Annotated in this window: 14 protein-coding genes; 8 read left to right on the top strand and 6 right to left on the bottom strand. The window is 73.2% G+C overall.

The genetic code is table 11. The features are described 5' to 3' along the window. Positions 1 to 123: 123 nt before the first annotated feature. Entirely contained in the window at positions 124 to 999 is an 876-nt protein-coding gene (locus O7624_RS23835) for an LD-carboxypeptidase (protein ID WP_282240738.1), read from the bottom strand. Between the two features lie 171 nt (positions 1,000 to 1,170). On the opposite strand from O7624_RS23835, the gene O7624_RS23840 reads away from it, so the two are divergent. The 5 genes from O7624_RS23840 (at position 1,171) to mptB (O7624_RS23860) (ending at position 10,101) form a co-directional block, all read left to right on the top strand. Further along, positions 1,171 to 1,935: a type 1 glutamine amidotransferase gene (locus O7624_RS23840; protein WP_282237334.1), complete on the top strand. Its 765-nt coding sequence runs from the start codon at positions 1,171 to 1,173 to the stop codon at positions 1,933 to 1,935. Next, positions 1,935 to 5,156, top strand: coding sequence for a bifunctional [glutamine synthetase] adenylyltransferase/[glutamine synthetase]-adenylyl-L-tyrosine phosphorylase (locus tag O7624_RS23845; protein ID WP_282237335.1), 3,222 nt, complete (start codon positions 1,935 to 1,937; stop codon positions 5,154 to 5,156). Before O7624_RS23840 ends, O7624_RS23845 begins: the two co-directional genes overlap by 1 nt. Before the next feature lie 59 nt (positions 5,157 to 5,215). Continuing rightward, on the top strand, positions 5,216 to 6,844 hold the full coding sequence (locus tag O7624_RS23850; protein WP_282237336.1) for a hypothetical protein: 1,629 nt from the start codon (positions 5,216 to 5,218) through the stop codon (positions 6,842 to 6,844). Positions 6,845 to 6,989: 145 nt separating this feature from the next. Then, positions 6,990 to 8,402 carry a polyprenol phosphomannose-dependent alpha 1,6 mannosyltransferase MptB gene (mptB, locus tag O7624_RS23855; protein ID WP_282237337.1) on the top strand — a complete coding sequence of 471 codons (1,413 nt, stop codon included), beginning with the start codon at positions 6,990 to 6,992 and terminating at the stop codon, positions 8,400 to 8,402. A gap of 214 nt (positions 8,403 to 8,616) precedes the next feature. Beyond that, on the top strand, positions 8,617 to 10,101 hold the full coding sequence (gene mptB / locus O7624_RS23860; RefSeq protein ID WP_282237338.1) for a polyprenol phosphomannose-dependent alpha 1,6 mannosyltransferase MptB: 1,485 nt from the start codon (positions 8,617 to 8,619) through the stop codon (positions 10,099 to 10,101). Between the two features lie 163 nt (positions 10,102 to 10,264). Here the strand turns inward: mptB (O7624_RS23860) and O7624_RS23865 are convergent, their stop codons facing one another. The 3 genes from O7624_RS23865 to glnA form a co-directional block, all read right to left on the bottom strand. Further along, positions 10,265 to 11,230 carry a hypothetical protein gene (locus O7624_RS23865; RefSeq protein ID WP_282237339.1) on the bottom strand — a complete coding sequence of 322 codons (966 nt, stop codon included), beginning with the start codon at positions 11,228 to 11,230 and terminating at the stop codon, positions 10,265 to 10,267. 156 nt (positions 11,231 to 11,386) lie between these two features. Beyond that, positions 11,387 to 11,746, bottom strand: coding sequence for a PadR family transcriptional regulator (locus O7624_RS23870; protein WP_282237340.1), 360 nt, complete (start codon positions 11,744 to 11,746; stop codon positions 11,387 to 11,389). Between the two features lie 97 nt (positions 11,747 to 11,843). After that, positions 11,844 to 13,268 carry a type I glutamate--ammonia ligase gene (glnA, locus tag O7624_RS23875; protein ID WP_093401257.1) on the bottom strand — a complete coding sequence of 475 codons (1,425 nt, stop codon included), beginning with the start codon at positions 13,266 to 13,268 and terminating at the stop codon, positions 11,844 to 11,846. Between the two features lie 309 nt (positions 13,269 to 13,577). On the opposite strand from glnA, the gene O7624_RS23880 reads away from it, so the two are divergent. Then, a complete protein-coding gene (locus tag O7624_RS23880; RefSeq protein WP_282237341.1) occupies positions 13,578 to 13,982 on the top strand; it encodes an RDD family protein in 405 nt (134 codons plus the stop codon). Between the two features lie 63 nt (positions 13,983 to 14,045). Here O7624_RS23880 and O7624_RS23885 read toward each other — a convergent pair whose 3' ends face one another. Continuing rightward, the gene (locus O7624_RS23885) at positions 14,046 to 14,735 is read right to left on the bottom strand and encodes a DUF4191 domain-containing protein (protein WP_093401255.1); all 690 of its coding nucleotides are present in this window, start codon (positions 14,733 to 14,735) and stop codon (positions 14,046 to 14,048) included. Between the two features lie 195 nt (positions 14,736 to 14,930). Between O7624_RS23885 and O7624_RS23890 the strand changes: the two genes are divergently transcribed. Then, on the top strand, positions 14,931 to 15,101 hold the full coding sequence (locus tag O7624_RS23890; RefSeq protein ID WP_170863258.1) for a hypothetical protein: 171 nt from the start codon (positions 14,931 to 14,933) through the stop codon (positions 15,099 to 15,101). Positions 15,102 to 15,178: 77 nt separating this feature from the next. Next, positions 15,179 to 18,037, top strand: coding sequence for an AAA family ATPase (locus O7624_RS23895; RefSeq protein ID WP_282237342.1), 2,859 nt, complete (start codon positions 15,179 to 15,181; stop codon positions 18,035 to 18,037). Between the two features lie 24 nt (positions 18,038 to 18,061). Here the strand turns inward: O7624_RS23895 and lipA are convergent, their stop codons facing one another. Further along, positions 18,062 to 19,054, bottom strand: a complete 993-nt coding sequence (gene lipA, locus O7624_RS23900) for a lipoyl synthase (RefSeq protein ID WP_093401253.1) — start codon at positions 19,052 to 19,054, stop codon at positions 18,062 to 18,064. Positions 19,055 to 19,102: the final 48 nt, after the last annotated feature.

A 19,102-nucleotide genomic window follows, 5' to 3' on the forward strand; every position in this document is an offset into this window, starting at 1 on the left:
TCCAACTCGTCGGTGATGCGATGACGTCACCGACAGTGACGAGCCCGGCTGGGCGCGAACCATGGCGAAGCTGTCAGCGAGCTGGCAATCCGGGCCAGAAATCCGGACGTGTCCGACAAAGAGTCAGCGGACGGCGGCGACCACGCTGAGGGTGCCGGCGTCGGCGTCGAGGGTCGCCCGGGTGCCGACCGGGACGGTGAGCTGCCCGGGGCCGTGACCGATCGGCAGACCCCCCAGCACCGGTACGCCCAGGTCGCCGAGGCGTTCGACGAGCACGTCGACCACCGTGGTGTCCCAGCCGTCGGCGCAGTCGGTGAACTGCCCCACCGCCACCCCGGCCAGCCCGTCCAGCGCGCCGGCCCGGCGGAGCTGGGTCAACATCCGGTCGACCTTGTACGGCGGTTCCTGCACGTCCTCCAACAACAGCACCGCGTCGGTCAGGTCGGGCATGTCCGGGGTGCCGAGCGAGGCCACGACCAGGCAGAGGTTGCCACCCAGCAGCCGGCCGGTGGCCCGGCCCGCGACGCGTACGCCGAAGGTCTCCTCGCCCTCGACGGCGCGTACGGTCACCGGCTCGGTGCTGGTCATCGCCGCGTGCAGGGACTCGGCCGAGGACAGCGAGGTGCGCTCGTCGCGCCAGGCCGCCCCGGGACCGTGCACCCCCGCCAACCGGGCACCCCGCCAGAGCGCCAGTTGCAGCGCGGTGATGTCGGAGAACCCGGCCACCACCTTCGGGTCACGGCGTACCGCCGCCATGTCGATCGCGTCCACCACCCGCTGCGCCCCGTACCCGCCCCGGGTGCAGATCACCCCGCGCACCTGCGGATCGGCGAACGCCGTGTTCAGGTCGGCCGTCCGCAGCGCGTCCGCCCCCGCCAGGTAGCCCTGCCGGGCGTAGGCGTTGGGCGCGAGCACCGGCCGTAGTCCCCAGCCGGTGAGCAGCTCCACGCCCCGGGCCACCCGTTCCGGGCGGGTCGGTCCGGACGGCGACACCAGCATCACCGTGTCGCCGGGGCGCAGGGCGGGTGGGCGTACGACGTCGTCGGGCGTGCTGCGGTCGGACACAGCGGCAGAGCCTACTGCGGTGGCCGGCGAAACCTTCGACGTTGCCGGACACGGCGCCGATCCCTCGCGCGGGCCGGGGCGGCCGGACCGGATAGCCTCGACGATGTGGCAACCGCGTTGGTGATCGAGAACGACCCGACCGACGACCCGCGCCGGCTGGGGGAGTGGCTGACCGAAGCCGGGCTGGAGCTGGCGGTGGTCCGCCCCCACGCGGGCGAGGCCCTCCCCACCGACCTGGACGGGTACGCCGCCCTGGTGGTGCTCGGCGGTGATCAGCAGGCCTACCCGCTGGTCGACGGGGTGCCGGCGGCCCCCTGGTTCCCGGCGGTGGAGAAGCTGCTCCGCAAGGCGGTGCGGCACCGGCTGCCGACGCTGGGTGTCTGCCTCGGTGCGCAGCTGCTCGCCACCGCCCACGCCGGCACGGTCGTGCGCAGCCCGTCCGGGCCGGAGGTCGGGCCTGCCGTGGTCGGCCGGCGTGACGCGGCCGAGTCCGACCCGCTCTTCCGGTACGTTCCGCTGATCCCCGACGTGTTGCAGTGGCACGCCGACGAGATCACCGAGCTGCCCGCCGGTGCCACCCTGCTGGCCGCCTCCACCCGCTATCCGCACCAGGCGTTCCGCCTCGGCGACCGGGCCTGGGGGTTGCAGTTCCACATCGAGTGCGACACCGCGATGATCGCCGAATGGGCCACCGACTCGGCGCTGCTGGCCGAGCTGGGCTACGACCCGCAGCTGGTGATCTCCGCCTGCGACGCGGTGATGGCCGACGTCGAGGAGGTCTGGCAGCCGTTCGCGGCGCGGTTCGCCGCGCTCGCCCTCGGCGAGCTGGACGAGGGGTCGCGACGCAGCCTGCCCCTGCTCGGGCACTGATGGGCCGGCCGACAAGCGCCACGGGCCGGCTCGCCCGCTACGGCTTCGGCGTCACCGACGACGACGCGGGCGCCCGCGCCGCCGACCTGCTCGGCCCGGACGGCCTCGACCTGTGGCGCGCGCAGACGCAGGAACCCACAGGCGAGCAGGCCCAGGAGCTGCTCACCGCGCTGTCCCGGGCCGCCGACCCGGATCTGGCGCTGCGTCAGCTGCACCGGCTGGTCGAGGCGGAACACCGCGTGACGGCTGGCCCGAACCGCACCGCCGGCCCGGGCGCGGCGGTGCGGCAGCGGGGTGCGGGGCCCGGCCGGGTCACGGCGACCCCCACCGGCCAGGGCGGCGCCACCGGGAGCGGGGATGCCGGTGGCGCCGCGGGCGAGGGTGCGACCGGCAACGGCGGCAGCGCCGGAGGTGACGGCACCGCCGGCAGTCAGGGCAGCACCGCGGCCGTCGGCGGCATCGGAGCAGGTTCGGCGCTGCTCGCCGCTCTGCACGACGACCCGGGTCTGCGTCGCCGGCTGCTCGCCGTGCTGGGTGCCTCCTCCGCGCTCGGTGACCATTTGGTGGCCAACCCCGACCAGTGGCCGGTGCTGCGTACCGAACCGGACGGCCTCGCACCGACCGCCGACGGCCGGCTCGACAGGTCCGGCGAGGGCAATCCCGTCGCGGTGCTGCGGCGGGCGTACCGGCTGGCGTTGCTGCGGGTCGCGGCGGCCGACCTGACCGGCGGGCGCGGCCTGGAACAGACCATGGCCGCGCTCTCGGCACTTGCCGACGCCACGCTGTCGGCCGCCTACCAGATCGCCGTGGCGGAGCTGCCCGAGGGCACCCGGGAACCGCGACTGAGCGTGGTCGCGATGGGCAAGTGCGGCGGCGGCGAGCTGAACTACGTCTCCGACGTCGATGTGATCTTCGTGGCGGCCGAGGACGACGACCTGACCGCCGCCACCACCGTGGCCACCCGACTGATCCACATCTGCGGGCTGGTCGCCTGGCCGGTAGACGCGGCCCTGCGCCCCGAAGGCAACCGGGGGCCGCTGGTGCGGACCCTCGCCAGCCACCTGGCCTACTACCGGCGTTGGGCCCGGACGTGGGAGTTCCAGGCGCTGCTCAAGGCCCGCCCGGCCGCCGGTGACCTGGCGCTCGGCCAGGAGTGGATCGACGCGCTGGCACCGCTGCTCTGGCAGGCGGCCGAACGCCCCGAGGCGGTCGAGGATGTCCGGGCCATGCGGCGCAAGATCATCGACCACATCCCGCCGAAGGAACTGGAACGCGAGATCAAACGCGGACCCGGCGGGCTGCGCGACATCGAGTTCGCGGTGCAGTTGCTGCAACTGGTGCACGGTCGGGGCGACGAGACGTTACGCGCGCCCGGCACCATCCCCGCCCTACGCGCGCTGGTCACCGGCGGTTACGTCGGCCGGGCCGACGGCGAGGCGTTGCTGCGCGGCTACCGATTCCTGCGCAGCGTCGAGCACCGGCTGCAACTCCAGGGCCTGCGGCGTACCCACACCGTGCCGACCGAGCCCGGCGCGTTGCGCTGGCTCGCCACCGCGCTCGGCTACACCGCCGGACCCGGGCGCAGCGCCGTCGAGGAGTTCCGCGCCGAGTGGGTCACCCACGCCTCGGAGGTACGCCGACTCCACGCCAAACTGCTCTACCGGCCGCTGCTGGAGTCGGTGGCCCGGGTACCGGCCGACGGGCTGCGGCTGACCCCGCAGGCGGCCCGCAACCGCCTGGAGATCCTCGGCTTCGCCGACCCGGCCGGGGCGCTGCGTCACCTCCAGGCCCTCACCGGCGGGGTGAGCCGTACGGCCGCCATCCAGCGCACCCTGCTGCCGGTGCTGCTCAGCGAGTTCGCCGACGCCCCCGAGCCGGACCGGGGCCTGCTCAACTACCGCCAGGTCTCCGACTCCCTCGGCAGCACCCCCTGGTACCTGCGGCTGCTGCGCGACTCCGGGCCGGTGGCCCGCCGGCTGGCCCGGGTGCTCTCCTCCTCCCGGTACGTCGCGGACCTGCTGACCCGCGAGCCGGAGGCGCTGCGCCTGCTGGCCGAGGAGAGCGAGCTGAGTCCGCGCCCACGGGAGGTGCTCTTCGACGGCCTCACCGCCGCCGCGGCCCGGCACAGCGACCCGGTCGAGGCGACCCGGGCGGTACGCGCGCTGCGCCGCCGCGAACTGCTCCGCCTCGCCTGCACCGACGTGCTCAGCCGGGCCGGTTCGCTGGCCCCGGCCCGTCCCGACGGCGGCCGGACCACGCCCGCCCTGTCCGACATCACGGCGGTCGGCACCGCGCTCTCCGACGTCACCGACGCCACCCTCGCCGCCGCGCTACGGACCGCCCGGGCCGCCCAGCCGGCCATGCCGGGACTCACCTTCGCGGTGATCGGGATGGGCCGGCTCGGCGGGTACGAGTCGAACTACCTCTCCGACGCCGACGTGCTCTTCGTCTACGACCCGCCGGAGGGAGTCAGCGAGAGCGCGGCCAGCGCCGCCGCGCACGCCATCGCCGAGGAGCTACGGCGGCTGCTCGGCATGCCCGCACCCGACCCGCCGCTCGGCGTCGACGCCGACCTGCGTCCCGAGGGCCGGCAGGGGCCGCTGGTCCGCAGTCTCGCCGCCTACCAGCAGTACTACGCCCGCTGGTCGCGGGTGTGGGAGGCGCAGGCGCTGCTGCGCGCCCGCTGCGTCTGCGGCGACGCCGAACTGGGTACCCGGTTCGAGCAGATGGTCGACCCGATCCGGTACCCGGCCGACGGGCTGACCCGGGAGCAGGTCATCGAGATCCGCCGGATCAAGGTGCGGGTGGAGACCGAGCGGCTGCCCCGTGGCGCCGACCCGGCCACCCACACCAAGCTGGGCCGGGGCGGCCTGGCCGACGTGGAGTGGGCGGTGCAGCTGCTCCAACTGCGCCACGCCGGTGCGTCCCCGCAGCTGCGCGGCACGCGTACCCTCGACGCGCTCGCCGCCGCTCGGGAGGCGGGCCTGGTCGATCCGGCGGACGCCGAGGCGATGACGGCCGGCTGGACGCTCGCCGCGCAGGTCCGCAACGCGCTGATGCTGGTCCGGGGCCGCGCCGGCGACCAGCTGCCCCGGCACGGCGTGGAACTGGCCGGCGTGGTCCGGCTGCTCGGCCGCGACGACCCGGGCGAATTCCTCGACGAGTACCTGCGCACCGGCCGCCGCTCCCGCGCCGCCACCGAGCGCGTCCTGGAGATGTGACGCCGGTGTCCGGGTGACCCGCCACCCGGGCCGGTCACTGATCGTGGTAGGACTGCTCGGTGCCGACCTCGACCCACGCTGCCGTCCCGGAGGGGCAGGCCGCCGAAGCTGCGCCGGGTGCCGGTGCACCCAGGGCGGCGTGCCCGGTCCTCGGCGCGCTTGTGGTGTCGCTGCTGCTGGCTGTGGCGTTTCTGCTGGCCCCGCCCATGGGCACCGACCTCTCTGCGCAGGTGGCCCGCGCGGGTTTCGCCGAGCGCAACGGTCTCGCCCCGCTGGACTTCTCCTGGTACGGCGGGGTCAACCAGTTCGGTTACAGCCTCTACACCCAGATGCTCGGCGCGCTGGTCGGGGTGCGCCCGGTCGGTGCGGTCGCGGCGGTCGTCTCCGCCGTGGCACTGGCCTGGCTGCTGGTGCTGACGGGTGCCCGCCGTCCGCTGCTCGGCGGCGTGCTGGGTGCGATCGTCCTGGTGGGGAACCTGGCCAGTGGCCGGATCACCTTCGCCGTCGGCCTGATGTGGGCGCTGCTCGCGCTCTGCCTGGTGGCGCTGCCCCGGGGGGCGCGTTGGTGGCGGCTGGCGGCGGCCGGTGCGGCGGCTGTGCTCGCGACAGCCGCCAGCCCGGTGGCCGGCCTCTTCCTCGGCCTGGCCGGCGGTGCCCTGCTGGTCCTCGACGTCTGGCGGGACCGGCGACCCGGAACCGCCGCCCTGGTCCTGTGCCTCGCGCCGCTGGTGACTGTGGCGCCGATGGCGGCGCTCTTCGGCAACGGTGGCCGGCAGCCGTTCAGCGCCGAATCACTGCGGATCAACCTCGCCCTGGCCGTGGTGGTGCTCGCGCTCGTACCGGTCCGGGCACTGCGGGTCGGTGCCGCGCTCACCGCGCTGCTCCTGGTCGCGGCCTATCACCTGCCCAGCCCGATCGGCTCGAACGCGCTGCGCCTGCCGATGCTCTTCGCCCTGCCGGTCGTCGCGGCGTACGTCGGACTGGGCCGGCGCTGGCTGGCCGCGCTGCTGATCGCGCTGTTCTGGTGGCAGTCCCCGGTGATGACCAACGACATCGCCCGCCGGGGGTCCGCACCGGCGTACGCCGCCTTCCATGAGCCGTTGCTGGACGACCTGGAGCGGCGGGCACCGGTGGGCCGGATCGAAGTGGTGCCGCTGCGGGACCACTGGGAGAGCGCCTTCGTAGCCGCCGCCATACCACTGGTCCGGGGCTGGGAGCGGCAGGTCGACGTGGGACGTAACCCGCTCTTCTACGACGGCAGTCTCGATGCCGGGCGGTACGGCGAATGGCTGCGCCTCAACGCCGTCAGCTACGTCGCCGTCGCGCCGGACGCGGCCCTCGACCGGTACGGCCGGGACGAGGCGACGCTCGTGCTGGCCGGCCAGCCGTACCTGCGGGAGGTCGGCCGCCCCGGGCAGTGGCGCCTGTACCAGGTGCTCGACCCGGCACCACTCGTCTCTGCTCCGGCCCGGCTCGTCACCTCCGACGACGCGGGGGTGCGATTCACCGTCGACGCCCCCACCGATGTGCTCGTCCGGGTCCGTTGGTCCCGTTGGCTGTCGCTGTCCTCAGCAGGCGGGTGCCTGAGCGCCGACCCGGACGAATGGGTCATCGTACGGGCCCGAACTGCGGGAACCTTCGAGATCACGAGCAGCCTGCGGCCCTCCGGCCACTGCCCGCCCGGCTGACGGTAAGCGCTCGACGGCTGGGCTGGGCGGCCGCCGGTGCGTTGGTTGCCGGTGGGCGCGGGCGGGGGCCGGGCAGGGGCGGCGCGCGTCCGCCGCGCGATGCCCACCTCCGCAGCGGGCACACGGTACTGGCAGCATGTCGGACGTGCCCCATCACCTCGTGCGCTGGACCGGACTGGCTGGATCGATCATGCTCGCCGTGGCGGCGTTCCTCGGCGGTGCGCTGCCCGACGGTGATCTGCGACCCAACCCGGTCAAGATCTGGTTGGGCCCGAACGGGCCGCTGATCATCGGGCTGTGGCTGTTCGGCACCGCAGCCATGGCGGTGGCCTGGTGGACGCTGCGGGACCGGGTGCCGTCGGCCCGGTGGGCCCTGGTCACCGCCGGGCTGTGGGCGCTGCCGTTCCTGTTCGCGCCGCCGCTGGGCAGCCGGGACGCCTACGCGTACGCCTGCCAGGGGGCGAGCTACGCCAATGGCATCAGCCCGTACGAGTACGGCGTGTCCACGCTGCCCTGTCCGTGGCTGGACACCATGTCGTACATCTGGCGGGACACCCCGGCGCCGTACGGGCCACTGTTCGTGGTGCTCTCCGGCGCGGTGGTCGCGGCGACCGGTTCCCTGATCGGCAGCATCGCGCTGTTCCGGGTGCTTGCGGTGGCCGGCGTCGTGCTCACGGCGGCCTGCCTGCCGGTGCTGGCCCGTCGGTGCGGCGTGCCGACCGGCCGGGCCCTCTGGCTCGCCCTGGCCAGTCCGCTGGTCGGGGTGCACCTGATCTCTGGCGTACACAACGACGCGCTGATGGTCGGGCTGATGGTGGCCGGGCTGGCCGTGGTGGTCAGTCGCCCCGGGCGGCCCTGGCCGCTGCTGGCCGGCGGCGTCGTCCTCGGCCTGGCCGCCGGAATCAAGGTGACCGCGCTGGTGGTGGTGCCGTTCGCGGCGCTCGCCGCGATCACCGGCGGCTTCTCGCTGCGCGCGCTGCTGCGCCACGGTACGCCGGTGGTCGGCGGTGCCGTGGCCACGCTGTTCGGCGTGACCCTCGCCGCCGGGCTGGACCTCGGTTGGATCACCGGGCTGTCGCACGGCAACGAGGTGGTCGCCTGGACCTCGCCGCCCACCGCCGTCGGGCAGACCGTCGGTTACCTGGTGCTGCCGTTCGGCCTGCACATCGACGCGTTGCCGGTGACCCGGAGCATCGCGGTACTGGTGCTGGCGGCGTTGCTGGTGTGGCTGTGGTTCCGGGCCCGCCACCGGGAACCGCTCTGGCACGCCGCGCTGGCGTTGACCGCGACGGTGGCGCTCGCCCCGCTGTTCCACCCCTGGTACTGGTTCTGGCCGCTGGCGCTGCTCGCCGCCACCGCGCAGCGCACCTGGTGGTTCAGCGCGGTGACGGTGTACGCCGCGTTCCTGGTGCTGGCCGACGGCACCGGCCTGCCCCGGTACACCAAGACGGTGGGTGCGCCGCTGATGACGCTGTTCGTGATCGTGGTGACGGTCCGCTTGGTACGGTCGGCGAAGGAGGCCCGGACGGCGGCCCGTCAACCGGTGCCTGCCGATTAGGGCGGGCCTTCCAGGAGGGGACCCACTGGGCCAGTTCCGGCGAGGCGTCCCTGGACCCCGCACCTGAGGAGAGGTACCGCCGGTGAACGATCCCGGCGCCCGTCCCCATCCCGAGCCCCGCTCCGCGTCCGGCGACCGTAGTGCTCCGGATCTCCGGCGCGATCCGGGTCCCGGGCGCGATCGGGGACTGGGGCGGGCTCCCGATGCCCGGGCGGTGGGCACGCGGGACCGGGTCGCCCGGTACACCGGACTGGTGGGGGCACTGCTGCTGGCGGTCGTCGGGTACCTCGGCGGTGCCCTGCCCGACGCCACCACCGCCCCCGACGGTGGACCGCTGACCGTCGCGTTGTGGTTGCTCGGCACGATCGCCATGGTGGGCGCCTGGTGGGCGCTGCGCGACGGTGCGCCGTCGACCAGGTGGGCGTACGTCACCGCTGGGTGGTGGACGCTGCCGCTGCTGGTCACCGCCCCGCTGGGCAGCCGGGACGTCTATTCGTACGCCTGCCAGGGCTGGATCTACGCCGACGGTGGTGATCCGTACGCCGTCGGCGTGGCTGCGGCCGGCTGCCCCTGGGCCGAGGCGGTCGCGCCGGTCTGGCGGGACACCCCGGCCCCGTACGGGCCGTTCTTCGTGCTGCTCGCCGCGCTGGCCGTGGTGCTCGGCGGTGGGCTGGTCGGCACGGTGCTGCTGCTGCGGACGCTGGCGCTCGCGGGCGTGCTGGCGGCAGCGGCCTGCCTGCCCGGCCTGGCCCGGGCAGCCGGCGTGCCACCTCGGCGGGCGACCTGGCTGCTGCTGGCCTGCCCACTTGTCGGCGTGCACCTGGTGGCCGGGGCGCACAACGACGCGGTGATGCTCGGCCTGCTCCTGCCCGCCCTGCTGGTCCTCGTCCACCGTCCGGGCCGGCTCGGGTCGCTACGGCGGGTCGGTGTGTTGCTGGTTGCCGGGGTGCTGCTCGGACTGGCGGTGTCGGTGAAGGCGACCGCCGTGGTGGTGCTGCCGTTCGCGGCGCTGGTAACCGTGCGGGGCCGGCCCGTCGTGCGGACGCTGCTGCGCGACGGTGGCGTGCTGGCCGTTGGGGCGGTCGGCGGGCTGCTGGCTCTCTCGCGGCTGACCGGTCTCGGGCTCGGCTGGCTCGGTGGGCTGGGCCGCAGCGGCGACACCGTGCAGTGGACCTCGCCGCCGACCGCCGTCGGCATGCTCGTCGACTACGTCGGTGAACTCTTCGGCCGTCACCCCGACGCGGTCCCGGTAACCCGCACAGCCGCCCTGCTTCTCCTGACCGCCCTGCTCCCCCTCCTCTGGCTCCGCACCCTCTCCACCCTCCACCCCCCACCCAAACCCCACCCCAAAGCGTTGATCAAGAAGTTTTCGCCGCAACAAGCGCTCATCGAGGGCAAAAACCTCTTGATCAACCCGGTCGGGGGTGCGGGGGTGGGGTTGGTGGCCACTGTGGTGCTCGCGCCGGTGTTTCATCCCTGGTACGCCACCTGGCCGCTGGCGTTGCTCGCGGTGGCGGCGACCCGGACCGCCTGGTTCGTGGCGCCGTGCGCGCTGGCCTCGTTCCTCGCTCTGCCGGACGGCACCAATGTGGCCCGGCTGACCAAGGCTCCGGGCGCGATTGCGATGACGGCACTGGTCCTCGCTACGGTCCTCTGGTCCCTGTCCCGCCGCCGACCCTGGCGATCAACCCCACCCTGATCGACGGCGCTCCGCCCGTCTGCCCCTGCTCAGGCGCGCGGTTGCGCGGTTGCGCGGCCGGAGCGTGGCAGCAAAAGCTGTTCGACACGCCGGTGTGAAAGCACCTGCACTGCCACAGCCGCCGGGCGCTCCGTGCGCGGTCAAGCGGTGGCGGCGGGGCCGGTCAGCGGCGGGCGCCACAGGTGGGACAGGGTTCCCCGGGGCTGCTCCCGATGCGACGGCGCAGGGCGACGGCGGCCGGCAGCACGGCCGGGCCGAGCAACCCGACGGTGAGCGCGGCCCCGACCAGGGTCGGATAGGTCGGACGCGGAGCGCCGCCGAGGCCGTCCACCGCCCCGGCCAGGATGTGCACGCTGAGTAGACCGACCGGGGTGAGCAGGGCGACCACCGCCCAGCCACCCCGCCAGTCCCGACGCATGGCCAACCCGACGGCGAGCAGCAACGCGACCCCCAGCAACACCGCCCCGGTCGCCGGTAGCAACTGTTCGGCGCTCCACCGATACGCGTCCCAGTAGTAGGCATGCCCGAACACGTAGCCACCCGTCGCTGCCACGGTCGGCAGGGCCCGAGCCGGCAGCGGCAGGTGGCTGTCGACGGCAAGCGCCAGCAGGCCGAGGGCGACCTGTGGCACCAGCACCAGCAGTGGGGGCCGAGGCAGGCCGGCGATCGGACTGATCGAGAGAACCGCCACGGTGGCCAGCAACCCCACCGTGATGGCCACCCGGGTCGGTCGGCCGGGTGCCACGAGGGCGAGGAACGTCGCCGTCAGCCACGCCAGCCACGCGACGACCCCGGTCGACGTGAACGGGCCGAACACCGGCACACCCGCCTCCGTGGGTGGCGGGCTCTGCTCGACGAGTGCCCAGAAGCCGGACAGGAAGGCGGCGGTGGTCAGCGCGAGCAGCGCCGCGAGGCGTACCCCGGGAATCAGGTCGGTGGCGCCGGCGGCCCGCAGCCGCTGGCGGAGGCCACCGCGCACGAGGTCGGCGGCGTCCGCGGGGGAGGGCCAGCGCCGTCGCGGGTCCGCCAGGTCGAGGTACGTCCCGACGATCTCGTCGCCGCGGTCGTGGCGGTAGTCCGTCGGGTACGCCCGCAGCAGGTGCCGGTATCGGCGTTCCAGAGTGCTCATGCCAGCCCTCCGCTTCGCTGCGGGCCGGCATGAGGCACCAGCGCACTGCGTTGATGATTCGCTCGCTGACGCTCGCTCATGCCGGCCCTCCGCTTCGCTGCGTGCCGGCCTGAGGCGCCAGCGCACTGCGTTGATGATTCGCTCGCTGACGCTCGCTCATGCCAGACCTCCGGCGGTACGCGGGGCGAGTGGACGCGCCGCCCGGGCGCGCAGTCGGGCGGTGGCGGCCTCGACGTTGCGGCGCAGCCGTTCGGTCTCGGCGGCGAGAGTGGCGTCACCGGTGGGGGAGAGGCGGTAGTAGCGGCGTAACCGTCCGTCGACGGTCTCCTCCCGGTCGAGTTCGACCAGGCCGGCGTCGGTGAGTCGGTCCAACGCGCCGTAGAGGGTGCCGGGGCGCAGCGACAGTCGCCCGTCGGAGAGGACTGCGACCTCGCCGATGATCGCGTAGCCGTGCATCGGCTCGCGGGCGAGCGCGGTCAGGATGAGGAAGGTGGGTTCGCGTAGCGGAGTGTCCACTCCCTCAATATATCGGACGCGAAGGTATTGGGTTTGCCGAAACGCCGCGGGCCGGCTCCGCGTGGTGCGGAGCCGGCCCGGATGGCGCTGAGTGAGATCAGCAGTCGAAGTACATCGCGAACTCGTGCGGGGTCGGGCGCAGACGCACCGGGTCGACCTCGTTGGCCCGCTTCCAGTCGATCCAGGTGGAGATCAGGTCGGGGGTGAAGACGCCACCGTCGAGCAGGTAGTCGTGGTCGGCCTCCAGCGAGTCCAGCACGGCCGGCAGGGAGCCCGGCACCTGCTTGACGTCGCCCCACTCCTCCGGCGGGAGGTCGTAGAGGTCCTTGTCGATCGGCGCCGGCGGCTCGATCTTGCTCTTGATGCCGTCCAGGCCGGCCATCAGCATCGCCGAGAAGGCGAGGTAGACGTTTGCCGACGGGTCCGGCACCCGGAACTCGACCCGCTTGGCCTTCGGGTTGCTGCCGGTGACCGGGATACGGGTGCAGGCGGAGCGGTTGCGCTGCGAGTAGACCAGGTTGACCGGCGCCTCGAAGCCCGGGACCAGACGACGGTACGAGTTGACCGTCGGGTTGGTGAAGGCCAGCAGCGACGGCGCGTGGTGCAGCAGACCGCCGATGTACCAGCGGGCGGTGTCGGACAGGCCGGCGTAGCCGGTCTCGTCGTAGAACAGCGGCTCGCCGCCCAGCCAGAGGCTCTGGTGGGTGTGCATGCCGGAGCCGTTGTCGCCGAAGAGTGGCTTCGGCATGAAGGTGGCGGTCTTGCCGGCGGCCCAGGCGGTGTTCTTCACGATGTACTTGAAGAGCTGGAGCTGGTCACCGGCGTGCAGCAGGGTGGAGAACTTGTAGTTGATCTCCGCCTGGCCGGCGGTGCCGACCTCGTGGTGCGAGCGCTCCACGGTGAAGCCGGTGTCGATCAGCCGGCGGACGATCTGGTCACGCAGGTCGGCGTAGTGGTCGACCGGCGGCACCGGGAAGTAACCACCCTTGTACGCGGTCTTGTAGCCGCGGTTGCCGCCCTCCTCCTCACGGCCGGTGTTCCAGGCGCCCTCGATCGAGTCGATGTAGTAGTACGCCTGGTGCGCGGAGGTCTCGTGGCGGATGGAGTCGAAGATGTAGAACTCCGCCTCCGGACCGAAGTAGGCGGTGTCGGCGATGCCGCTGGCGGCCAGGAATGCCTCGGCCTTCTTCGCCACGTTACGCGGGTCACGCGAGTACGCCTCGCGGGTGAACGGGTCGTGGATGAAGAAGTTCAGCGCGAGGGTCTTCTGCGCGCGGAACGGGTCGATGAAGGCGGTGGCGACGTCCGGGAGCAGGAGCATGTCCGACTCGTGGATCGCCTGGAAGCCGCGGATCGACGACCCGTCGAAAGCGAGACCGTTGGTGAAGAAGTCGTCGTCGACGGACTCCACCGGCAGGTTGAAGTGCTGCATGACGCCGGGCAGGTCACAGAAACGAACGTCGACGAACTTCACGTCCTCGTTCTTGAGGTAACGCAGGAGTTCCTCGGGATTGGCGAACACTCGTCCTCCTGGCACGTCCACGGATAGCTAGGCTCCTGGCGACGCTATGGCCGTGCGGTTGCCCGGCCATGTCTCCAGTGTTTCCGCCGTGTTACGTCCCTCGCGTTGGGTCACCCCGAGTGCCTGACCCGGACACCTCAACCCGAGGAACGGGTCCGGCTGTGCCAGTGTAGTGAAGCTTGATGAGATTGGTCCTTTTTGGCGCTCCGCGTCGGCGCGCCCGGTGCCGGTCCGGCTCCTGCCCGCGCCGGTCCGGCTCCCGCCTGGCGCCGGGCCTGCGCGGGGCCGGCTGCCGCGCTGGCTAGGCTCATGAAGGTGACCACCCAGCCGAGCCCCTCGCCACCCCCCGCCGCGGATCCCGACTTCGTCCCGGCCGACCTGGGCCGCCGGTTCGGGGCTCTGGTCATCGACTGGATTCTCTGCCTGCTCGCGTCGGGTCTGTTCGCCAGCCCCACCCGGGACGCCTGGGCGCCCGTGCTGGTGCTGATCCTGCTGTACGGCGTGTTCCTGGGCCTGTTCGCCCAGACCCCCGGCATGTACCTGACCCGGATCCGGTGCGTCGACTGGACCGACGGCGGCCGGATCGGCCTGCTCCGGGCACTGCTGCGGGGTGTGCTGCTGGCCCTGGTCGTCCCGGCCCTCCTGATGGATCAGCACCGGCGCGGCCTGCACGACCGCCTAACCGGCTCGGTCGTCACCCCCGTACCGCGCTGACCCGCCCTCCCGCGCGAGCCCAGGGGCCCGAGCCGTGCGCTGACCGGTCCCTCCGTGCTGGGCTCAGCGGCCGCGCATCTGGCGGGACGCGCCGCGCGGCGGGCGGAGATTCTTGGGGATGGCGCCCTTGGGCATCTGGGGGCGGGAGGTGAGCGCCTTGAGGCGCTTGTCCAGGGAGTTGACGTCCTTGCCGCTGAGGTTGCGGGGCAGCCGCATCAGCGTCATCCGTAGCTTGCGGATCGGCAGCTCGCCCTCGTCCTGCCCGATGACGTAGTCGTAGAGCGGGGCGTTGCCGATCACCTTGGCCAGCCGACGCTTCTCCTGGCCCAGCAGGCCCCGGACCCGCTGCGGGTTGCCCTCCGCCAGCAGGATCACGCCGGGCCGCCCGATGACCAGGTGCACCATGTCCATCTGGGTGGTCGAGCTGACCGCCGGGGAGACCCGCCAGTCACCGCGCATGTTTTCCATGATCTGCGCGGCGGCGCCCGGTTGCCCCTCGGCCGCGTTCATCATCGCCCGGTTCGACCGAAGGTTGAGCACGATCAGCAGGCAGAGCAGGGCGAACAGGATGCCCAGCGGCAGCCAGAGCCAGCCCCAGAGCGCGACCGCGACCACGGTCAGCGCAAGCGGGATCAGCACCGCACCGGTGGCCAAGGGGGCGAACCACTTGTCCTGCTTGGCGGTGAACCGGAACACCAACCCGATCTGCTTCAGCCGCTGGCCGAACGAGACCTTCTCCTGGGGCTTTGCCATGTCGTCGAGTCTAGTGGTCGCCCGCCGCACCGTTGATCCGCGGCCGGCTGAGTACCTTACGACGCCACTATGCCGCCAGCGACCCGGCGTAAGGAGGGCGAGTGGGCACAGATCAGGCGCGGTGCCCATGCCCCGGCGGCACCTTCGCGAGCAGAGTCAGAGTCACCAGTTGACGACGATCGCAGGGAGCGCGCCATGTTCGGTCACGACGCCAACCTCATGCTCACCCTCTACCGTACGCACGCCGCGGAGCTGCGGGCCGAGGCCGCCCAGGACCGGCTGGCCCGGTCGCTACCGCACCGCTCGGCCCGCGGCTGGCTGCACCGCCGGCACCATCGGACGCGTACCGACGAGGCACGCCACTGAGCGTCGACCCGGGAGCAGCCGACCGGGAGGACGGCGGCCGGCGGGCGGACGACGGCGGGCGTGGCATGCTCGGTGCCGTGAGCGTCCGCCCCACCAGCACCATCCTCGTCGGCCGTCAGCGGGAGATGGCGCGACTACGTGCGGCGGCTGGCCGCGCCCGCGCCGGGGAGCCGGTCACCGTTCTGGTCGGTGGCGAGGCCGGGGTCGGCAAGACCCGCCTGCTGGAGGAGTTCGGCCGCTCCCTCGGCGACGACGCCCGCCTGCTGGTCGGGCAGTGCCTCGAACTCGGCGAGGCCGGCCTGCCGTTCGCTCCGTTCGCCGCGGTGCTGCGGACGGTGCTGCGCCGCGACGGCCCCGGTGTCCTCGACGGGTACGACGCCGAGTTCGCCCGCCTGCTGCCGGAGCTGGCCCGGCCGGCCGGTGCCGCCGCGCCCGCCGCCGGACCGCCCTCGGACGCCCCCCGGGGTTACCTCTTCGAACTGGTCGCCCAACTGTTCGGCCGGCTTGCCGCCGCCCAGCCGCTGATCCTGGTGATCGAGGATCTGCACTGGGCGGACCGGTCCACCCGCGACCTGATCGCTTTTCTGGTGCGAGCGGCCCGCACCGGCCGGCTGCTGCTGGTCTGCACCTACCGGACCGACGAACTGCACCGGGGACATCCGCTGCGGCCCTTCCTGGCCGAGTTGGACCGGGCCCGGGGCGTCGAGCGGATCGAGCTGTCCCGGCTGGAGCGGGACGGCACCGGGGCGGTCCTCGCCGGGCTGCTCGGTGCCGAGCCGGCCGCGCGGGCGGTCGACGACATCCACGACCGTACGCAGGGCAACCCCCTGTTCATCGAGGAGCTTGCCGCCGCTGGCAGCCCGATCGGCTGCGCCGCGCTGCCGGAGACGCTGCGTGATCTGCTGCTGGCCCGGGTGGACCGGCTATCCGAGCCAGCCCAACGGGTGCTGCGCATCGCCGCCGCCGGCGGCAACCGCCTGGCCCACCAACTGCTCGCCGAGGTCGCTGGCCTGCCCGAGGCGGAGCTGGACGACGCCCTGCCGGCCGCCGTCGCCGCTCAACTGCTGGTGGCCGACCCGGACGGCGACTACGAATTCCGCCACGCGCTGGTCCGTGAGGCGGTCCACGACGAGTTGCTGCCCGGCGAACACGCCCGGCTGCACGCCCGATTCGCCGCCGCCATCGAGGCACACCCGCACCTGGTCGCCGCCGGCCGGGCGCCGGCCGAGATCGCCCACCACTGGTACGCCGCCCACGACCATCCCCGAGCCCTGGTGACCGCCCGGGTGGCCGCCTGCGCCGCCGCCGACCGGTACGCGTACGCCGAGCAGACCCGGCTGCTGGAACGGGTGCTGGAACTCTGGGAACTGGTGCCCGACGCCGCCGACCGGCTCGGCATGGACCACCTCGCGCTGCTTGAGGAGACGCTCGGTGCGGCGACCACCGCCGGTGACTACCAGCGGGCGTTGACCCTGACCCGGGCTGCGCTGGCCGAGGTGGACACCGGTGAGCAGCCGCTGCGCGCGGCGCGGCTGCTGGATCGGCGTGGCCGGATGCTGGCCATGCTCGGCAAGAGCGACGGCGCGACCGAACTGCGGGAGGCGTACCGACTGGTGTCAGGGGTGTCGGACGGGCCCGACCGCCTGCGGCTGCTCGCCGACCTCGCCGATCACCTGGCCCGCATCGACCATGCCGACGCGGCCCGGATCGCCGCCGAGGTGGTGACCGCGGCGCAGGCGGCCGACACCGACGCAGCCCTGCTGCTGGTGCAGCTGGCGGTGCTGAAACGACGGGAGGGCGCGGCCGATCTCGGGCTGGCCGAGCTGCGCCGTTGCGAGGCGCTGGCGCGTACCGCCGGGGAGACGCCGGCACTGGTCAGCGCGTTGGTACACATCTCCGACGTGCTGTTCGAGCTGGGCCGGTACGACGAGTCGGCGCAGGCCGCCGCGGACGGGGTGAGCGAGGCACGTCGGGTCGGCATCAGCCGCTCCACCGGGGCGTACCTGCTCTCGAACCGGGCGGAGGCGCTGCTGGCGCTGGGCCGTTGGACGGAGGCTGACCAGGTCTGCGCCGAGGCGGCCCGGCTCGACCCGCCGGGCGTCTCCGGCCTGCACTGGCTGCAACTGCGGGCCGCGTTGCGCCTGGCACAGGGGCATCCCCGCGCCGACGAAACCGTCGCCCGGGCGCTGAGCTTCCTCACCAAGCCGTACCTGCATCCGCACAACCGGCTTCCGCTGTACCTGCTGCGGCTGGAGACGGCGCTGGCGGCCGACGACCGGGTCGAAGCGCTGCGGGCGGCGCAGGCGTGCCTGACCGACCCGGCGATCGTCGACTATCCCCGGTACAGCTGGCCGGTGCTGGCCGCGGCGGCCCGGGCCGCCCGACACGTCGGCGATGAGGCGGTGGCGGGCGAGGTCGCCGCGCTGGCCGGCGGCGTCGCGGCCCGGTTTCCCGCCGAGCGGGCGTACGCCGCCGAGGTGGTCGCCTGCGGAGCGTCAGGTGCCGAGACGCTCGTCGCCTGGCGGACCGCCGGTCAGCCCGGGGAACTGGCGCGGGTGCTGCTGGGCTACGCCGAGGCGGCGGCGGGTGCGGGAAAGCGCGACGAGGTCGGCGCGGCGGTGAGTGAGGCGGCGGGGCTCGCCGACGGGCTCGGCGCGGTCCGGCTCGCCGAACGCGCGGCCACCCTGGCTCGCCGGGTGGGGCTGCGTGGTGCCGGCAATGGTCGACCGGGCGCGGATCTGCTCACCGAGCGGGAGCGTGAGGTGTTGCGCCTGGTCGCCGCGGGTCACAGCAACAGCCGTATCGCCGAGCAGTTGTTCATCTCGCCCAAGACGGCGAGCGTGCACGTCTCCCGGATCATCGCGAAACTCGACGTGACCAACCGCGTCGAGGCCGCCGCCCTCGCCCACCGCCTCAACCTGCTCACCGACCCCTGACGCGGCGGGCCCGGGGCGGGTGGGTCAGCGGGTGGCCAGGGTTGCCGGTTCGCGGGCCGCGAGGGCCTGCTGGTAGAGGCGGCCGGCGCGGTAGGAGGAACGGACCAGGGGGCCGCTCATCACGCCCGCGAAGCCGATCTCCTCGGCCTCCTCCCGCAGCTCGACGAACTCCTCCGGCTTGACCCACCGTTCCACCGGGTGGTGCCGGGGGGAAGGGCGCAGGTACTGGGTGATGGTGATCAGCTCACAGCCGGCGGCGTGCAGGTCGCGCAGGGCCTGGGAGATCTCGGAGCGCTCCTCGCCCATGCCCAGGATCAGGTTGCTCTTGGTGACCAGGCCGTCGGCGCGGGCCTGCGAGATGACGTCCAGGGACCGCTCGTAGCGGAAGGCCGGCCGGATCCGCTTGAAGATCCGGGGAACCGTCTCCACGTTGTGCGCGAGCACCTCCGGTTTGGCACCGAAGACCTCGGCGAGCTGCTCGGGTACCGCGTTGAAGTCGGGGATCAGCAGCTCGACACCGCAGCCGGGCTGCAAGGCGTGGATCTGCCGCACGGTCTCGGCGTACAGCCAGGCGCCGCCGTCGGGCAGGTCGTCACGGGCGACGCCGGTGATGGTGGCGTACCGCAGCCCCATCGACACCACCGACTCGGCGACGCGACGCGGCTCGTCGGCGTCGAACTCGGCCGGCTTGCCGGTGTCGATCTGGCAGAAGTCGCAGCGGCGGGTGCACTGGTCACCGCCGATGAGGAAGGTGGCCTCGCGGTCCTCCCAACATTCGTAGATGTTGGGGCAGCCGGCCTCCTGGCACACCGTGTGCAGCCCTTCGCGGGCGACCAGCCCACGCAGCTGGGTGTACTCGGGGCCCATCTTGGCCTTGACCTTGATCCACGGCGGTTTGCGCTCGATCGGCGTCTCGGCGTTGCGTGCCTCGATCCGCAGCAGTCGCCGCCCCTCAGGGGCGGGCGTCGCGGTACTCGCGGCCTGGCCGGTCGTCGGCGCGGAGTGCTCGATCGTCACAAAACGAGCCTACGCCGGACGGCGGCGGTCGATGAACGGCGGGCGACG

It is taken from the genome of Verrucosispora sp. WMMD1129 (assembly GCF_029581255.1).
Taxonomy (GTDB): Bacteria; Actinomycetota; Actinomycetes; order Mycobacteriales; family Micromonosporaceae; genus Micromonospora; species Micromonospora sediminimaris.